The organism is Xylanimonas allomyrinae (assembly GCF_004135345.1).
GTDB lineage: Bacteria > Actinomycetota > Actinomycetes > Actinomycetales > Cellulomonadaceae > Xylanimonas > Xylanimonas allomyrinae.
Map to the genome: position 1 here is coordinate 2,672,286 of NZ_CP035495.1, position 15,882 is coordinate 2,688,167.

At 70.4% G+C, this 15,882-nt stretch carries 13 protein-coding genes, 2 tRNA genes, 2 pseudogenes and 1 other annotated feature; of the genes and pseudogenes, 6 read left to right on the forward strand and 11 right to left on the reverse strand.

Features of this window, described 5'->3' with window-relative positions:
* The first annotated feature begins 11 nt into the window (after positions 1-11).
* Positions 12-1,928 (forward strand): beta-glucoside-specific PTS transporter subunit IIABC, encoded by a 1,917-nt coding sequence (locus ET495_RS12175; RefSeq protein ID WP_129205026.1) that lies wholly within the window; start codon positions 12-14, stop codon positions 1,926-1,928.
* 112 nt (positions 1,929-2,040) lie between these two features.
* Positions 2,041-3,450 (forward strand): glycoside hydrolase family 1 protein, encoded by a 1,410-nt coding sequence (locus tag ET495_RS12180; protein ID WP_129205027.1) that lies wholly within the window; start codon positions 2,041-2,043, stop codon positions 3,448-3,450.
* Positions 3,451-3,607: 157 nt separating this feature from the next.
* Here the strand turns inward: ET495_RS12180 and ET495_RS12185 are convergent, their stop codons facing one another.
* From ET495_RS12185 to ET495_RS19465, 8 genes and pseudogenes are all read right to left on the reverse strand, one after another.
* Positions 3,608-4,918, reverse strand: a complete 1,311-nt coding sequence (locus tag ET495_RS12185; protein WP_129205028.1) for a M15 family metallopeptidase — start codon at positions 4,916-4,918, stop codon at positions 3,608-3,610.
* A 644-nt stretch (positions 4,919-5,562) separates the two neighbouring features.
* Positions 5,563-6,519, reverse strand: coding sequence for an IS3 family transposase (locus ET495_RS12190; RefSeq protein WP_129205029.1), 957 nt, complete (start codon positions 6,517-6,519; stop codon positions 5,563-5,565).
* Positions 6,442-6,555 (reverse strand) — a sequence feature (AL1L pseudoknot). Its footprint overlaps the gene before it by 78 nt.
* Positions 6,516-6,830 carry a transposase gene (locus ET495_RS12195; RefSeq protein WP_162616468.1) on the reverse strand — a complete coding sequence of 105 codons (315 nt, stop codon included), beginning with the start codon at positions 6,828-6,830 and terminating at the stop codon, positions 6,516-6,518. It overlaps the preceding feature by 40 nt. Before ET495_RS12195 ends, ET495_RS12190 begins: the two co-directional genes overlap by 4 nt.
* Before the next feature lie 608 nt (positions 6,831-7,438).
* Positions 7,439-7,511: transfer RNA gene (locus ET495_RS12200), tRNA-Arg, on the reverse strand.
* 180 nt (positions 7,512-7,691) lie between these two features.
* Positions 7,692-7,783: transfer RNA gene (locus tag ET495_RS12205), tRNA-Ser, on the reverse strand.
* A 67-nt stretch (positions 7,784-7,850) separates the two neighbouring features.
* Complete coding sequence (locus tag ET495_RS12210) at positions 7,851-8,468, reverse strand: EamA family transporter (RefSeq protein ID WP_342770166.1); 618 nt, start codon at positions 8,466-8,468, stop codon at positions 7,851-7,853.
* A 253-nt stretch (positions 8,469-8,721) separates the two neighbouring features.
* The gene (locus tag ET495_RS19460; RefSeq protein WP_342770167.1) at positions 8,722-8,943 is read right to left on the reverse strand and encodes a Ppx/GppA phosphatase family protein; all 222 of its coding nucleotides are present in this window, start codon (positions 8,941-8,943) and stop codon (positions 8,722-8,724) included.
* 95 nt (positions 8,944-9,038) lie between these two features.
* Positions 9,039-9,602: pseudogene (locus tag ET495_RS19465) on the reverse strand (Ppx/GppA phosphatase family protein); the annotation flags it as partial.
* 174 nt (positions 9,603-9,776) lie between these two features.
* Between ET495_RS19465 and ET495_RS12220 the strand changes: the two are divergent.
* A complete protein-coding gene (locus ET495_RS12220; RefSeq protein ID WP_129205032.1) occupies positions 9,777-10,187 on the forward strand; it encodes a DUF805 domain-containing protein in 411 nt (136 codons plus the stop codon).
* Positions 10,188-10,253: 66 nt separating this feature from the next.
* On the opposite strand, the gene ET495_RS12225 is transcribed toward ET495_RS12220, so the two are convergent.
* From ET495_RS12225 to ET495_RS12235, 3 genes are all read right to left on the reverse strand, one after another.
* Positions 10,254-11,231 carry a carbohydrate ABC transporter permease gene (locus tag ET495_RS12225; RefSeq protein WP_129205033.1) on the reverse strand — a complete coding sequence of 326 codons (978 nt, stop codon included), beginning with the start codon at positions 11,229-11,231 and terminating at the stop codon, positions 10,254-10,256.
* Positions 11,228-12,217, reverse strand: coding sequence for a carbohydrate ABC transporter permease (locus tag ET495_RS12230; protein ID WP_129205034.1), 990 nt, complete (start codon positions 12,215-12,217; stop codon positions 11,228-11,230). The genes ET495_RS12225 and ET495_RS12230 overlap by 4 nt, the downstream gene beginning before the upstream one ends.
* Before the next feature lie 74 nt (positions 12,218-12,291).
* Positions 12,292-13,695 (reverse strand): ABC transporter substrate-binding protein, encoded by a 1,404-nt coding sequence (locus ET495_RS12235; protein WP_129205035.1) that lies wholly within the window; start codon positions 13,693-13,695, stop codon positions 12,292-12,294.
* A gap of 314 nt (positions 13,696-14,009) precedes the next feature.
* Between ET495_RS12235 and map the strand changes: the two genes are divergently transcribed.
* The 3 genes and pseudogenes from map to ET495_RS12250 all read left to right on the forward strand — a co-directional run.
* Positions 14,010-14,792 (forward strand): type I methionyl aminopeptidase, encoded by a 783-nt coding sequence (gene map / locus ET495_RS12240; protein WP_129205036.1) that lies wholly within the window; start codon positions 14,010-14,012, stop codon positions 14,790-14,792.
* Between the two features lie 131 nt (positions 14,793-14,923).
* Positions 14,924-15,688, forward strand: coding sequence for a hypothetical protein (locus ET495_RS12245; protein WP_129205037.1), 765 nt, complete (start codon positions 14,924-14,926; stop codon positions 15,686-15,688).
* Positions 15,688-15,876, forward strand: a pseudogene (locus ET495_RS12250) (helix-turn-helix transcriptional regulator); the annotation flags it as partial. The gene ET495_RS12245 and the pseudogene ET495_RS12250, both read left to right, overlap by 1 nt.
* Between the last annotated feature and the right edge of the window lie 6 nt (positions 15,877-15,882).

Here is a 15,882-nt window from a genome sequence, read left to right on the forward strand (position 1 = left end):
TGGGCAGTCCGATGGACTATCCCAAGACAGCAGCCGACGTCCTGCGGGGCGTCGGCGGAAAAGACAACGTGCAGTCCCTCGTGCACTGCGCGACGCGGCTGCGGTTCGTCCTCAAGGACGACGCCAAGGCCGACCCCACGGCCGTGCGGCAGGCTCCCGGGGTCATCACGACGGCGACCGCCGGCGGCCAGTTCCAGGTGGTGATCGGCAACGAGGTCCCCGAGGTGTACCAGGCGCTGGAGCCGCTGCTCGGCACCGGCAGCTCCGCCGCGACCGGAGGCGGTCAGCGCACGAACCTGCTCTCCCGGTTCATCGCCATGATCTCCGGGATCTTCCAGCCCGTGCTGTGGATCATCGCCGCCTCGGGTCTCATCAAGGCGTGCCTCGCGCTCGCGCTCAACTACGCGTGGATCAGCCCCGCGGGCGTCAACTACTCCGTGCTGTCCGGCATCGCGGACGCCGCGTTCTACTTCCTGCCCGTGCTGCTGGCGATCACCGCGGCCCGGTACTTCAAGGCGAACGAGTTCACCGCCGTCGTGATCGCCGCCGCCCTCCTCCACCCGACGATCGTGGGGCTCTTCCCCGGCATCGGCGCCCCCTCCACGACCGAGAGCTTCGCGGGCATCCCGATGACGCTCATGGTCGCCTACTCCGGCAGCGTCATCCCGATCATCGTCGCCGTCTGGGTGCAGTCCCACCTCGAACGACCCCTGTACGCGCGCATCTGGGCGCCCGTGCGCCGGTTCGTCACCCCGATGGTCGTGCTGCTGATCATCGTCCCGCTCATCCTCATCGCCGTCGGACCGCTCGGGACGTACGTGAGCCTCGGCCTGTCGTCCGCGATCGACAGCGTGTTCGGTGCCGTGCCGTTCGTGGGCGGTGCGCTCATGGGCGGCCTGTGGCAGGTGCTCGTGATCTTCGGCCTCCACTGGGGCCTGGTCCCGGTGTTCATCAACGAGGTCGGCGCCAACGGCGTGACGATCCTGGCCGCCCCGGTGTTCGCCGCCGTCTTCGGCCAGTCCGCCGCGGTGCTCGCGGTGTGGCTCCGCACGCGCAGCGCCGCCCGCCGTCAGCTCGCCGCCCCCGCGACCCTGTCCGGGTTCGTCGCCGGCATCACCGAGCCCGCGATCTACGGCGTCAACCTGCCGCTCAAGCGGCCGTTCGTGTTCGGCGTGATCGGCGGCGCCGTCGGCGGCGCCATCATCGCCTCGGGCGGCACGTCGTCCAACAACCCCGCGCCGCCGTCGGGCCTGAGCTTCTGGCCCTCGCTCGCACCCCAGGGCGGGATCGCATGGATCGTCATCGGCGCGCTGGCCTCGATCGCCATCGCGTTCGCCCTCACCGTCGTGTTCTTCAAAGAGCCCGCCGACGGCGCCACGACCGCAGCCGCCGACGCACCGGGCGAGCACGCCGACGGCACCGACGTGCGCAGCCCCCTCGACGGGACCGCGGTGCCCCTGAGCGAGTCACCCGACGCGGCGTTCTCGAGCGGTCTGCTCGGGCACGGCATGACGATCAAGCCGCGTTCCGGCGCCGTGTTCGCGCCGTTCGACGGGACCGTGGTGACCCTGTTCCCGACCATGCACGCCATCGGGCTGCGCAGCACCGCCGGTGTCGAGCTGCTCATCCACGTCGGGATCGACACCGTCAAGCTCGGCGGGCAGCACTTCACCGCGCGCGTCGAGAGCGGCCAGCAGGTCAGCGCCGGCGACCTGCTGCTGCAGTTCGACCCGGAGGCGATCACGGCCGCGGGGTACGACCTGTCGACACCCGTCGTCGTGACGAACGGCGCCGCGCATGCCGTCGTCGACACCGTCGCGCCGGGCCCGATCGCCCACGGCGACCCGCTGTTCCGCACGGTCGCCCCCGGGCAGGCCGAACCTGAGAGCACCGCCGCGGCCGCCAGCGCCGCCCCGGCGGCCCGGTGACCCGGTGACCCGGTGACCCGGTGACCCACGGTCGTGCGGCGGCGAGAGCCGCCGCACGACCCCAGCCCCACGACCCCAGCCCCCACGACCGCGCGCACCATCGGAGGACGACATGACCGGTACGACCTTCCCCCCGGATTTCCTGTGGGGCGGCGCGACCGCCGCCAACCAGATCGAGGGCGCGTACGCCGAGGGCGGCAAGGGTCTGTCCGTCCAGGACGTGCTGCCGCATGGGCTCACCGGCCCGCGCACCCCGTCCCCCACCCCCGACAACCTCAAGCTCGAGGCGATCGATTTCTACCACCGGTACGCGCAGGACATCGCGCTGTTCGCCGAGCTCGGCTTCACGGTGTTCCGCTTCTCCATCGCGTGGAGCCGCATCTTCCCCGCCGGCGACGAGGCAGAGCCCAACGAAGAGGGGCTGGCCTTCTACGACCGCGTGCTCGACGAGTTGGAGAAGCACGGCATCGAACCGCTCGTGACGATCTCCCACTACGAGACGCCGCTGCACCTGGCCGAGGCGTACGACGGCTGGACCAACCGCAGGCTCATCGGGTTCTACGAACGCTACGCGCGCGTGCTGTTCGAGCGGTACGGCTCACGGGTGCGCTACTGGCTCACCTTCAACGAGATCAACTCCCTCGTCCACGCCCCGTTCATGAGCGGCGCCATCAACACCCCGGCCGACCGGCTCACCGACCAGCAGCTCTACCAGGCCATGCACCACGAGCTGGTCGCCAGCGCCTCCGCCACCCGGATCGCACGCGAGCTCATGCCTGACGCGCGCATCGGCTGCATGGTCCTCGCCATGCCGACCTACCCGCTGACCCCAGCGCCCGCCGACGTGCTCGCCGTCATGAAGGCCGACCACGCCAACCTCGTGTTCGGCGACGTCCAGGTGCGCGGCGCCTACCCCGGTTACTTCCTGCGCACCCTGCGCGAACGCGGCATCGAGCTCGACATCACCGACGACGACCGCGCCACGCTGGCGCACACCGTCGACTTCGTGTCCTTCAGCTACTACATGAGCGCCTGTGAAAGCGCCTCCCCCGACCGGGCCCCCGGCGCGGGCAACATCATGGGCGGCCTGCCCAACCCGACGCTCGAGCAGAGCCAGTGGGGGTGGCAGATCGACCCCGTCGGCCTGCGTATCGTCCTCAACCAGTTCTGGGACCGCTGGGGGAAGCCCCTGTTCGTCGTCGAGAACGGCCTCGGCGCCCGAGACGAGCTCGTCGTCGTCGACGGCGTCCCCACCGTGCTCGACGACGACCGCATCGCCTACCTCAACGACCACCTCGTGCAGGTGCGTGAGGCGATCGCCGACGGCGTCGACGTGCTCGGATACACCAGCTGGGGGTGCATCGACCTCGTCAGCGCCAGCACCGCGCAGCTCAGCAAGCGGTACGGGTTCATCTACGTCGACCGTGACGACGACGGAAGCGGCACCTTGCAGCGGCACCGCAAGAAGTCGTTCGGCTGGTACGCCGAGGTGATCCGGACGAACGGGGCGAGCCTGCGCTGAGGCGCGGGGTCCAGCCGGTCGAGCCCTGCGCTGTGGGTGCTGGCCTGGATCGCGGGGCCCTCGGGCCCCGTCGAGGCGCAACGCCGCAGGTCACACATCCGTCGGTCCGCTGCGCGCGGCTGTGCCGGAGCCCGGAGGCCGCTCGGCGGCCGGCATCTCATCCCACGAACTCCAGGTGCCATGGCTCGCCTGCCACTCTTCCGGTAGCCCAGCCGAACTGCCGTGCATTGGCTACCAACCAGTGGTACTTCTCCCCGTCAGGGCCGAAGTCCTCGTGACCGTACCGGTAGTCCGGCACGTCGATCGCGATGCCGCACCCGTGGTTCGACGTTCCCGGCTTTGCCGCCCAGTCGCCCTGCTGCGCCTTCGCGTCGACCTGGTCCTCATAGGACCGGTAGGCGTCGTCGAGCGGCAGGCTCATCCCGAACGCCCCGGAGAACGCCTCGTTCAGCCGCTCAAGGCCCGCGAACGCCGACGGCGCGAGCAGCATCGGGTGGGCCGGCTCGATCCACGTAACCGTCGGAGCCCACGGCACCTGTACGAGGGCAGACGCCGGAATGCGCCCGTTCCCGTACTTGGCGCACAGTTCCCGCCCTGAGACGGGGGCCGAGCCGGCGGCCGCCGCCGACCCGGTGGCCGAACCGCCCGGCGTCGCCCCCGCGGACGACCCGCCGGCGGTCGCCGACGCCCTGTCGGCGGCCGCACGAGCAGCCTCGTCCGCCGCGGCCTTCGCGGACACCGCCTCGCTCACGACGTGAGCCGCTGCGTCGAGGGCGGCCTGAGCGGCCGCGAACTCCTTCGCGGCCGCGCCGAGCGCGTCGGCCGAGCTCGCGTCCACTGCGTGGTCGCGGTTCTGCCGTGCGGCGTCGAGCGCGTCCTTCAACGCCCGCCGGACCGAGTCGTCGCCCACCTTGCCCTCGGACTCGGTCAGCGTCTTGTCGGCCGCCTCGATCGAGGCGTCGAGAGCCAGCTTCGCCGCAGACGCCGCCTTGGTCGCCTCGTCGAGCAGGTACCCCGCGTGCGACGCGCGCACCGCATCGATCGCAGCCCGAAGCGCGGCCTCCGCGCCCTTCGCATGAGCCACCTCGGCGTTCGCGGCGCGGAGCGCAGCGCGCGCCGCTGTCAGCGACGCGCCATGCACGACTCCTTTGGCGTCCGCCTTCTCCTTCTCAGCGGCCTCGATCGCGCCCGCGAGCCCATCGCGAACGCCGTCGTCAGCGACCGCGCCCTCGCTCGACGTGAAGAGGGACTTCGCCGTGGTGATCTCGTCGGCGAGGCGAGCGACCAACGCGCGCTCAGCCGCCTGCGCCTGCGCCGTCTGGGCCGTCACCTCATCGAGCTGGCGAGAGATGCCCCGCCGATGGGTCACGACGGCGCAGGCGCCGACGACAAGAACGACGACAACGACAGATGCAATGGTGACTCGTGTCAAACGAGCCATTCCCGCACGACGACGGCGCGCGCCCATTATGGGTCCTTTCAGACTGATTGCTCCCAGCAATCGTCAGCCATTGTGGATAATAGTGGGTCTTCTGCTCCGCGCCGAACGGTCGACCAAATCGGCCGCGATTGCACCCCGACATGGCACGATCCGCACTGACCTGCACACCCGACGGGACCGCCAGCCGATTCCCGGCGATCGCCGCGTCCGCGCGGACGGCGTCGTACCCGATGCGACGTCGTCGGCGCACTCGACGCACGAAGGGACGTCACCGATCTCTTCGAAGAAGAGCCGCTCGCGCTCCTGGGGAGCCGACGCCGCGTTCGCGCGGCCCGTTCCGCCCGCGTGTCTCGACCCGCGTGCGCGCCCACACAGAGGAGGTCTGTCTGGGTGAGGTTCGACATGGCGTCGTCGGTGCACGATGTCTCGTTGCCGCGCGGGTCAGACCTTCGCTGAGCAGATTGGCGAGAAGGTCGCCCACGTCATGTGGTGGCGGCGTGTGCCGCAGACCCGGCTCGCGCCCTCATTGGGAATCACTCAGCCGACGCTGTCGATGAAGCGCCGCGGTCAGATCGCCTGGAGCGCTGCGGTCGATCTGCTGGGAAGTGAAGACCTCACGGCGCGAGCCGAGGCCGCTCGGCTCAGATCGCTGACAGACGCTCCTATAGTTGTCAACTCGCCGGAAGGGCCGCTCTCGGTGTTGGTCGGAGCAGGTGGAAGACCTCGCGGATGACGTACCGCTTGAGGCAGCGGATGATCTCGCGCTTGGTCTTGCCCTCGGCGGTGCGGCGGGCGACGTAGTCGATCGTGGGTTGGTGGAACCTCATGCGGACGATCACGGTGCGGTAGATCGCGGCGTTGAGCTGTCGGTGGCCGCCGTGGTTGATGCGGTGCCTTCCAGACGTCGTCCCGGAGCCTGTGGGCACGGGCGCGATCCCGGCGAGCTTCGCGAGCGCGGCTTCGGACTTGATGCGTTCGGGGTTGTCGCCGGCCACGACGAGGATCTCGGCGGCGGTGTCCACGCCGATCCCGAACGACTCGAGCAACTGCGGTGCGGTGCGGTTGACGAGGTCGCCGATCTGCTTGGTCAGCTCCGCCGCCTCGGTGGCGTCCAGGGCGAGGTCGGTGCGCAGGGACCTCGCCAGCTGCCAGCCGACGACCCGGCGGGAGAACACATCGATGACGAATGCGGCGTAGACCCAACCGGAGAACGTGCGGCAGTAGGTGATGTCGCAGACCCACAGCCGGTTCGGCGCAGGGGCGGTGAAGTTCCGCTCGACCAGGTCCGGGCGGGTGTCCGGACCGGTGCCCCGGATCGTGGTGCGTGGCCCTTTGGCCCGGGTGATGCCTCGCAACCCGGCGACGCGCATGAGCCGCTCGACCGTGCAGCGGGCCACTCGGTGCCCCTGCCTGCGCATCTCGGCGTGGACTTTGCGGGCACCGTAGACCCCGAAGTTCGCCGTGTGGACCTGCTCGATCACCTTTGTCGTGGCCCGGTCACTGACCGAGCGAGCCGATGGCCGGCGCGCCTTGGCCGCGTAGTACGTGCTCGGAGCGACCTGCAGCTGCTCACAGATCGGCTCGACTCCGAAATCGTCCTTGTGCTCGTCGATGTAGGTGACGATCACCGCTGTGGGCGGTCGAGCTCCGCCGCGAAGAAAGCCGACGCACTACGCAAGATCGCGTTCGCGCGCCGCAACTCCCGGTTCTCCCGCTCCAGCTCGACCAGCCTCTGTGCATCCGTCGTCGTCGTGCCCGGCCGGTCACCGGCATCGATCTCAGCCTGGGTCACCCAGCCCCGTAGCGTCTCGGGGTTGATCCCGAGCTGCTCACCGATGCGCCGACACGCGGCGTGCCTAGTGGCCGGGTCATGCTTCGCCTCGATCACCAGCCGAACCGCGCGCTCACGCAGCTCATCGGGGTACTTCCTCGGTGCCACCCTGACTCTCATCCTTCCGTGGAATGAGAGCCTCCATCAGACCCGGGGCGAGACACTCCCGTGCGGCGTGTTCCCGAAGTCAGCGCGACAGCCCGGTGGGGACCGCTCGCGCGGGTGGGGCCGTGACGTGCTGGGGCCGCTGTGGGACGCGCTCGGGAGGGGATCAGTGCAGGGTGCGCGCGACCGGGTTCGGCGGTAAGCGCCTCAGAAACCTGCGCGGACTGCGAGCGGCTATCACCAGCCGGACAGCGGGAAGTGGCGCGGGGGTCACGCCCCACCCCGAACGCGCCGCGTGCGCTCGCCCATGCCGTAGCCGTCGAAGTCGCCTTGTCTGACAGCGATGCCCGCTGCCCGCGCCGTGCTCGCCGCCCGCACGCGCAACGCCGCCCGCCGTGTACCGGCCCGGAAGCCGCACCCACACCCGATCACGTCAGGCCGATGCCGTCAGCCCGCACGGGGGAACCTCACGCCTCGCCGCCGCCGACCTCGCCGCCGCCCCGCTGCCTGCCGCCTCTACGGGAACGCTAGAGGAACGCGCCGAACCGGGGCCTTACGGGAACGACAACAGCCAGGCCGCAAAACCGCTGCTGACCTGGCTGTTCATCTTGTGCGCTCGAAGGGATTCGAACCCCCAACCTTCTGATCCGTAGTCAGATGCTCTATCCGTTGAGCTACGAGCGCGTGGCCGTCGCCCCGGAGCGCTGCTCCGGCTGACCGGCCGTCGAGAACACTACAACGACTCGGCGGTGATCCCCAAACCGTGGCCGTCGTTCGTGATCCACCCCACGACTCGACGGCGGCGCCCGCGCGGTCGCCCGGGCAACAGAAAAGGCCCCGGGCTCACGGCGGCCGGGACCTTCCTGGCGGAGACGGAGGGATTTGAACCCTCGAACGGATTGCTCCGTTACCACCTTAGCAGGGTGGCGCACTAGACCTGACTATGCGACGTCTCCATTGCGGTCGCTGAGAGCACCGCGACGGCCAGGGTACCCGGCCCACGCTCCAGCGCCAAAGCCTCTGTCACCTGCGTGCCCCTGCTGTCATCATGATCGCCCCGGTGACGAGCACGAGTCCGGCCGCCTCGGGCAGGGTCGGTACCTGCCTCAGCACCACTGCTCCGACGGCGACGGCCGTCGCCGGCAGCAGCGCCGTCAGCACCGCGAATGTCGCCGTGCCGGTGCGCCGCAGCACCACCTGGTCGAGCACGTACGGCACCACCGACGAGCACACCGCCACCACCAGCAGCAGCCCCAGCACTCCGGGTCGTGCCACGACCGTGGGCGCGGTGTGCGCGAAGACGGGCGCGAAGGCGATCGCGCCGGCCACCATGCCGACGGCGAGCGAGTCGATGCCCGCTCCCGCGCCGGCGACGCGCTTGCCGAGCACGATGTACCCGGCCCAGCACGCGGCGGCGGCTGCGATCGCGAGGAGCCCGGAGACGGCGTCGTCGTGCGCGAGGCCCGAGTCGAGCGTGACGCCGGCGAGCAGCACGACGCCCGTGGCGGCGACGATGATCGCGGCGCGTTCGCGCCACCCGCGGCCGGTGACGGCCCCGACGGCGACGGGGCCGCAGAACTCGATCGCGACGGCGACGCCGAGCGGCAGGTGGTCGATCGCGATGTAGAACGCGATGTTCATTGCGGCGAGCACGACGCCGAACGCCGCCGCCGCGGCGAGCGCGCGCCGCGTCCACCGGCGGCGCCACGGCCGCCGCCAGGCGGTCAGGACGACGGCGGCCAGCACGATGCGCCACCATCCGACGGCGGGCGCGGCGATGCGGTCGAACAGGCCGACGGCGACGGCAGCGCCGGCGTAGAGGGTGAGCCCTGAGACGAGGAACAGCGCGGGGCGGGCACCCGCTCGCCGAGCCGGTGTGACGCGGTCGGGCGGCTCACAGGCTTTCGAGGTGGCGCAGGATCGCGCCTTCGCGCAGCGCCCACGGGCAGATCTCGACCTCGTCGACCTTGAGCGCGCGCATCGCCTCCTCGGCGACGACGGCGCCCGCGACGATCTGCCGGGCGCGGCGCGGGCCGATGCCGGGCAGCACGGTGCGGTCGGTCGAGGACAGCCGTGCGAGGCGCGGCATCCAGTCCTCCAGGTGCGCGAGGCGCATCCGATACCGTTCTCCGGCCCGAGCACCTCTCGGGACATGCCGGCCAGCCGGGCCAGGGAGCGGAAGGTCTTCGAGGTCGCGACGACGTGGTCGCCGCTGAGCATGCGGCCGGCGCCGAGGGCGTTGCCGAGCGTGTGGCGCACGTGCTCGCGCAGGAGGGCGACGTCGGCGGGGGCGGGCGGGTCGGCCTCCCACAGGAACTCGCGGGTCATGCGTCCGGCTCCGAGCGGGACGGACAGGGCGACGTCGGGCTCCTCGTCGGTGCCGGCGGCGATCTCCAGCGACCCTCCCCCGATGTCGAGCAGCAGCAGCCGGCCGGCGCCCCAGCCGTACCAGCGACGCGCGGCGAGGAACGTCAGCCGCGCCTCGTCCACGCCGGCGAGCACCTCGATCGGGACGCCCAGGCGGTCGGTGAGCATGGCGAGCACGTCCGCACCGTTCGTGGCCTCGCGCACGGCCGACGTCGCGATGGCGAGCGTCTGCTCGGCGCCCTGCTCACGCCCGACGGCGGCGGCGCGCGTCACGGCGGCGTCGAGCGCTGCGACGCCCTCGTCGGAGATGGAGCCGTCCGGCTGGAGGTAGCGCATGAGACGCACCTCCATCGACTCGGACGCGGCGGGCACGGGGCGTGCTCCGCGTGCGGCGTCGAGCACCGCCATGTGGACGGTGTTGGACCCGATGTCGATGATTCCCAGGCGCACAGCGCAACGCTAGCCCCTCGGTGGTGCGCGTCGCCGTTCATCTGCGCGACACTGCGTCACCGCCCGCGACGGACCGTGCCAGGTTTCGCTACGCTGCGGAACCGATTGCTCGTCCAACTTCAGGAGCTGCACATGTCAATGGTCGACGCCGTCAAGTCGGTCTTCAGCAAGTACGCCACGTTCAACGGCCGCGCTCGCCGCGCCGAGTACTGGTGGTTCGCACTCGCGATGGCGATCGTCTCGGCCGTCCTGAGCGCGGTGCTGATGCCGATCGCCCTCTCGTCGGTCGACGTCGCCACGGGTGAGATCGGGGCCGGGTACTACGCCGCTCTGATCCCGCTCTGGGTCGTCAGCCTCGCCGTGCTGCTGCCGGGCCTCGCCGTCACGGTGCGCCGCCTGCACGACACCGGCCGCCCGGGCGGGTGGATCTTCATCGCTCTGGTTCCGTTCGTCGGCGGCATCCTCCTGATCGTGTTCACGGCGACCGCGGGCACCGTCGGTCCCAACCAGTTCGGACCGGACCCCAAGGCCGTGCAGGCCTGATCGGGTGCTCACGACGACGGCGGCCGTGCCCAGGTGGCACGGCCGCCGTCGTCGTGACCGGGGCCGTCAGCCCTTGACGCTGCCCGCCAGCAGGCCGCGCACGAAGTAGCGCTGGAGGGCGAGGAAGACCACGAGCGGCACGATCATCGAGATGAACGCGCCCGCGGACAGCAGCTGCCACTGCCCGCCGCGGGATCCCGCCAGCTCGGCGACCGCCACGGTGAGCGGGCGACTGCCCGCTCGGGTGAACGTGAGGCCGACCAGCAGGTCGTTCCACACCCACAGGAACTGGAAGATGCCGAAGGACGCGATCGCGGGCACGAGCAGCGGCATGAGCACGCGGAAGAACACCTGCACGTGCCCGGCACCGTCGACGCGGGCCGCCTCGACCAGCGACGGCGGGATCTCCTTCATGAAGTTGTGCAGCAGGAAGATCGCCAGCGGCAGCGCGAAGATCGAGTGCGAGATCCACACCGTCCAGAACGAACCGTTGATGCCGATCTTGACGTAGTCGCGCAGCAGCGGCACCAGGGCCACCTGGAGCGGCACCACCTGGAGCGTGAACACCGCGACGAACAGGAAGCTGCGGCCCTTGAACGGGATCCACGCGAACGCGTAGGCGGCCAGCAGCGCCAGCGTGATCGGGATGACCACCGCGGGCAGCGTGATGACGAACGAGTTGACGAAGAACTCGCCCAGGCTCGCGTTCCCGTGGATGGCCTGGTCGTAGTTCTCCAGGGTGAACGCGGCCTGGCCGCCCAACAGGTCCGGGACGACCGTCCACCAGCCCGACCGGCGGATGTCCAGCGAGGGCCGGAACGAGGTCACGAGCAGGCCCAGCGACGGCAGCGTCCACAGGATCGCCAGGATGATCGCGATGCCGGACGCCCAGGGCGAGCTCAGCCTCCCCTTGGTGGCGATGGCGCGCCGTTCGAGGCGTGAGAGCCGGTCCTTGCGCGCAGCGGGCTCGTCGTCGTCGCGTCGGCCGGCCGCCGGGACGCCGTCGATCGGGGGCGGGAAGGTGGGCGTGTTCGAGCCGCTCATCGGATCTCCTCCGTCTTGCGGAGCTGGCGGACGTTGTACGCGATGATCGGGATCACCAGGATGAACAGCACGACGGCGAACGCCGAGGCCAGACCCTGGTTGTTCTGCCGGAATGCCTGCGTGAAGAACTCGTTGGCGACGACGCCGGTGCCGAACTGCCCGCCCGTCATGGTGCGCACGATGTCGAAGACCTTGAGTGCGGTGATCGCGATGGTGGTGAGCACGACGATGAGGGCCGGCCGGATCGACGGCACCGTGATGTAGCGGAACATGCCGACGCCGCTGAGCCCGTCGAGGCGGGCCGCCTCGATGATGTCGTCCGGGATCGCCTTGATCGCCGCGGACAGCACCGTCATCGCGAAGCCCGTCTGGATCCAGATCATGACGACGATGAGGAACGCGGTGTTCGACGGCTGGTTGAGCAGGAACTGCTGCGGCTCCAGGCCGATCCACACCAGCACCTGGTTGAGCAGGCCCGTCTGCTGGATGTTCGGCTGGTTGGGGCGGAACTCGTACACGAACCGCCAGATGATCGACGCGCCGACCATCGAGATCGCCATCGGGATGAAGATCAGCACCTTGGCCGCTCGTTCGAACCGGCTGCGGTCGATGATCACGGCGTAGACCAGACCGATGAACGTGGCGAGCACGGGCACCGCGATGACCCAGATCGCGGTATTGACCAGTACCTGCTGGAACTGGCCGGTGGTGAACATCTGCTTGTAGTTGTCGAACCGGACGAACGTGTCACCTGTGCGGTCGAAGAACGAGCTCCACAGCGTGATGAGCGCCGAACGCACCAGGCCGTAGGCGAGCAGCAGCAGCGGCACGCCGGCGAACGCGAGGGCGACCACCCAGTTGGGCACGCGTTTCGGCCGGTCGACGAGGTACAGGATCAGGCCCATGACCACCACGAAGAGCGCGATGGCGATGAACATGTCGGCGATCTTCTCGCCGGGAGTCGTGGGGTTGAGCAGCCATCCCATGGTCGGACCTCCTTCGGTGGACACACGGATATGCCAAGGCCGGGGACCCGGGGTCCCCGGCCTCACTGCAAGGGTCAGGACGACGGCCAGCTCGCCTCGATCGCGTCGACGACGTCCTGCGTCGACTGACCGGTGAACCAGTTGACCATGCCCGTCCAGAAGGTGCCGGCTCCGACAGGCCCCGGCATCAGGTCGGACGCGTCGAACCGGGCGACAGCCTTGGGGTCGGCGAGGATCTTCGCCGACTCCTGGTCGAGCTCGCTCTTGAGCAGCTCGGGCTTGAGACCCGTGTTGGCGCTGACCCAGCCGCCGTCGGGGGTGGCCACGGCCTTGGAGTTGGCCCAGTCGGCGCTCGCGAGGAACGTCTGGAAGGCCTGGACCTCCGGGCGGTCGGCGAAGGCGGCGACGAACTCGCCACCCACGGCGACCGGCTTGATGTCGGTCTGGTCGGTCGGCAGGTAGAACGCGAACACGTCGCCGTCCTCGCCCACCGTGGTGCCGGACGGCCAGTTGGCCGCGTAGAAGTTCGCGGCCCGGTGCAGCTCGCACGTCCCGTCGAGCAGGCCGAACCCGGCGTCGGTCCACGGCGTGGAGGCGATCGAGTCGATGCCGCCCAGGCCGGCGTTGACGTAGTCGGGGTTCTTGAGGATCTTGCCGGCCTCGTCGAACGCCGCGACGACCTGCGGGTCGTTGAACGGGATCTCGTGCTTCCACCACTGGTCGTAGACGTCGGGCCCCGCGGTGCGGAGCATCATGTCCTCGATCCAGTCGGTGCCCGGCCATCCGGTCGCGTCACCGGACTCGACGCCCGCGCACCAGACGGGCCCGCCCGCGGTCTCCTGCATCTGCGCCGTCAGCGCGAGCAGGTCGCTCCAGGTCTCCGGGACCGTGTAGCCCTTGTCCTTGAAGTCCTGCGGCGAGTACCAGACGAACGACTTGACGTTCGCGCCGAGCGGTGCGGCGTAGAACGTGCCGTCGACGGTGCCGTAGCTCTTCCACGACTCGCTGAAGTACTGGTCGACGTTCGCCTCGGTCTGCGCGGGGGCAGGCTTGATGAGGTCGGGGTAGTCGTTGACCACGGTGTTCAGGAGCCCGGGCTGCGGGAGGTAGGCCAGGTCGGGCGGGGTGCCCGCCTTGAGCCGTACCAGGAGCTGGGCCTCGAACTCTCGCGAGCCCTCGTAGTCGATGGTGATGCCGGTGCACTTCTCGAACGCCTCGTAGGAACGCTGCTGAGCGTCGCCCTCGACGTCGGTGATCGACGCGTACACGGAGACCGTCTTGCCTGACAGGTCGCCGAACTCGTCGTACGCGGAGCAGTCGATCGGGTAGGCGGATGCGTCACCGTCGGCGCCCTCCCCACCCCCGTTTCCGCCTCCGTCACCGCCACATGCGGCGAGACCGAGCGCGAGGACCGCGAGGCCCGCGCCGGTCGCGAGCGTCCGCCGGCGATGGCGGAGGCTCTGTGCGTTTCGTGTCATTGTTTCTGTCCTTCCGACTCAGTTGTCATGACGAACAGGGCGGTCCCGGTGCCACGCTCACCGCTCTCCCGAGAACCACCTGACCGCTCCCCGCATGGTCGCGCAACCGGACCGCGGCGTAAACCCGGCATTTCACCTATCGAGCAGTTCCTTCTGTCCGTTTCGTGACCCCTGTGTCGCTGGAGTCCTTGCCGCGGCGGCTCGGGCGGCGCGTGCTGCACGAACGCTCGGCGCCGATCAGCGGGCTTCGGGTCTCGCCGTAGGATCACACCCTGCAGACTGGACCCGTGCGCTGGTGGAGGAAGAGGACCCCGATGATCGAGCTGAGGACCCCGCAGGAGATCGAGCAGATGCGACCCGCGGGGCGCTTCGTGGCCGACGTCCTGCTGGCCTGCAGGGATGCCGCCAAGCCGGGCGTGAACCTGCTCGAGCTCGACGCGCTCGCGCACCGCATGATCAAGGACCGCGGGGCCGAGTCCTGCTACATCGACTACCACCCGTCGTTCGGCGCGATGCCGTTCGGCAAGGTCATCTGCACGTCGGTCAACGACGCCGTGCTGCACGGGCTGCCGCACGACTACGTGCTCCAGGACGGCGACCTGCTCTCGGTCGACTTTGCCGCGTCGGTGGACGGCTGGGTCTCGGACTCGGCACTGTCGCTCGTCGTCGGCCGGGCGACCGCAGATGATCGACGCACCGCGGACCTCGCCCTCATCCGGACGACGGAGGAAGCCCTCGACGCGGGCATCGCAGCCGCGACCGTGGGCCACAAGATCGGCGACATCTCGGCCGCGATCGCACAGGTCGCACACGCCGCGGGCTACACCATCAACACCGACTTCGGCGGCCACGGCGTCGGCCGCACCATGCACGGCGACCCGCACGTGCCCAACGACGGGCGCCCCGGGCGGGGCTTCCCGCTCAAGCCGGGCCTGGTCATCGCGATCGAGCCGTGGTTCCTGGAGACGACCGACGAGATCTACACCGACCCCGACGGCTGGACGCTGCGTTCGGTCGACGGCAGCCGCGGCGCGCACAGCGAGCACACGATCGCGATCACCGAGGACGGCCCGGTCATCCTCACCGCCCGCGACTAGCGGACTGCCGTCCCTGGACGTCGTCGCCGACGTCCCGCTCCGGGAGACGCCTGTCAAAGAGACTTGACAGTCCCCACTCGCGGGCCAGGGTCAGGTGTCAAGGACACTTGACACCTGACCCTGGGGGACCGATGCGCGCCACGCCCGAGCCGACCGACGCCGCACTCGACGAGGACGCACCCCCGCCGGGCACCCCACCGCGCCGCTGGGCGCTCGCCACGCTGCTCGCGGCCCCGGCAGTCGCGGCGTACGGGGCGCTCGTCGCCGTCGTCGGACGCGGGCTGTTCCTCGACGACGCCCAGGCGGCGGCCCTGCACGAGAAGATCCCCGAGATCGGGCCCACGACGCTCCTGTGGATCCTCGCGGCGACGGCGGCACTCCCCGGCACGACCGTCGTCGCGCGCGAGGTGCTCGAGGGACGCGCCGCGCGCCGCGACGGCCGCGAGCCAGACCGCACGGCCACGGAACGGGCGCGCGCCTGGCCGGTCGTGTGGGCCGGCAGCCCGGTCGCCGCGATCGCCTGCGCGGCGGTGATCGCCGGCCTCACCCAGGTGTTCGCAGGCGGCGAGCACGGGCAGGCGGCGGCCACCTTCGCCGTCCTGGCCGGATCGTGGCTGACGCTCTTCGTCGCGATCGGGTGGATCCTCCTCGTGGTCCGCACGCCCGACGAGGAGAGCGCACCGTCGCTGGAGGGCGTCGAGGAGACATGGATGCGCGACGCCGCCACCCGGGCGTTCTGTGAGACGTTCGCCGTCGGGGGCGCCGGCACGCTGGTGCTGGCCGTCCTCGGCGACCCCGTCGATGCCTCGCTCGCGCTCGCCGGGCTGCTCGTCTTCGCGCAGGGCGACTTCGCCGTCCGGCTGTGGCTCCTGCGGCGCCGCGAGGAACGCGCCTGATGGACAACGACGTGGCCGCCCGGCGCCTCGCGCGCGGCTGGTCGCAGACGGAGCTGGGCAAGCGCCTCGGCGTCTCCCGGCAGACCGTCATCTCGATCGAGCGCGGCCGGTTCGACCCGTCGCTGCCGCTCGCGTTCCGCATCGCGCGCACGTTCGACGCACGCATCGAGGACGTCTTCACGCCCCCGAGCGAG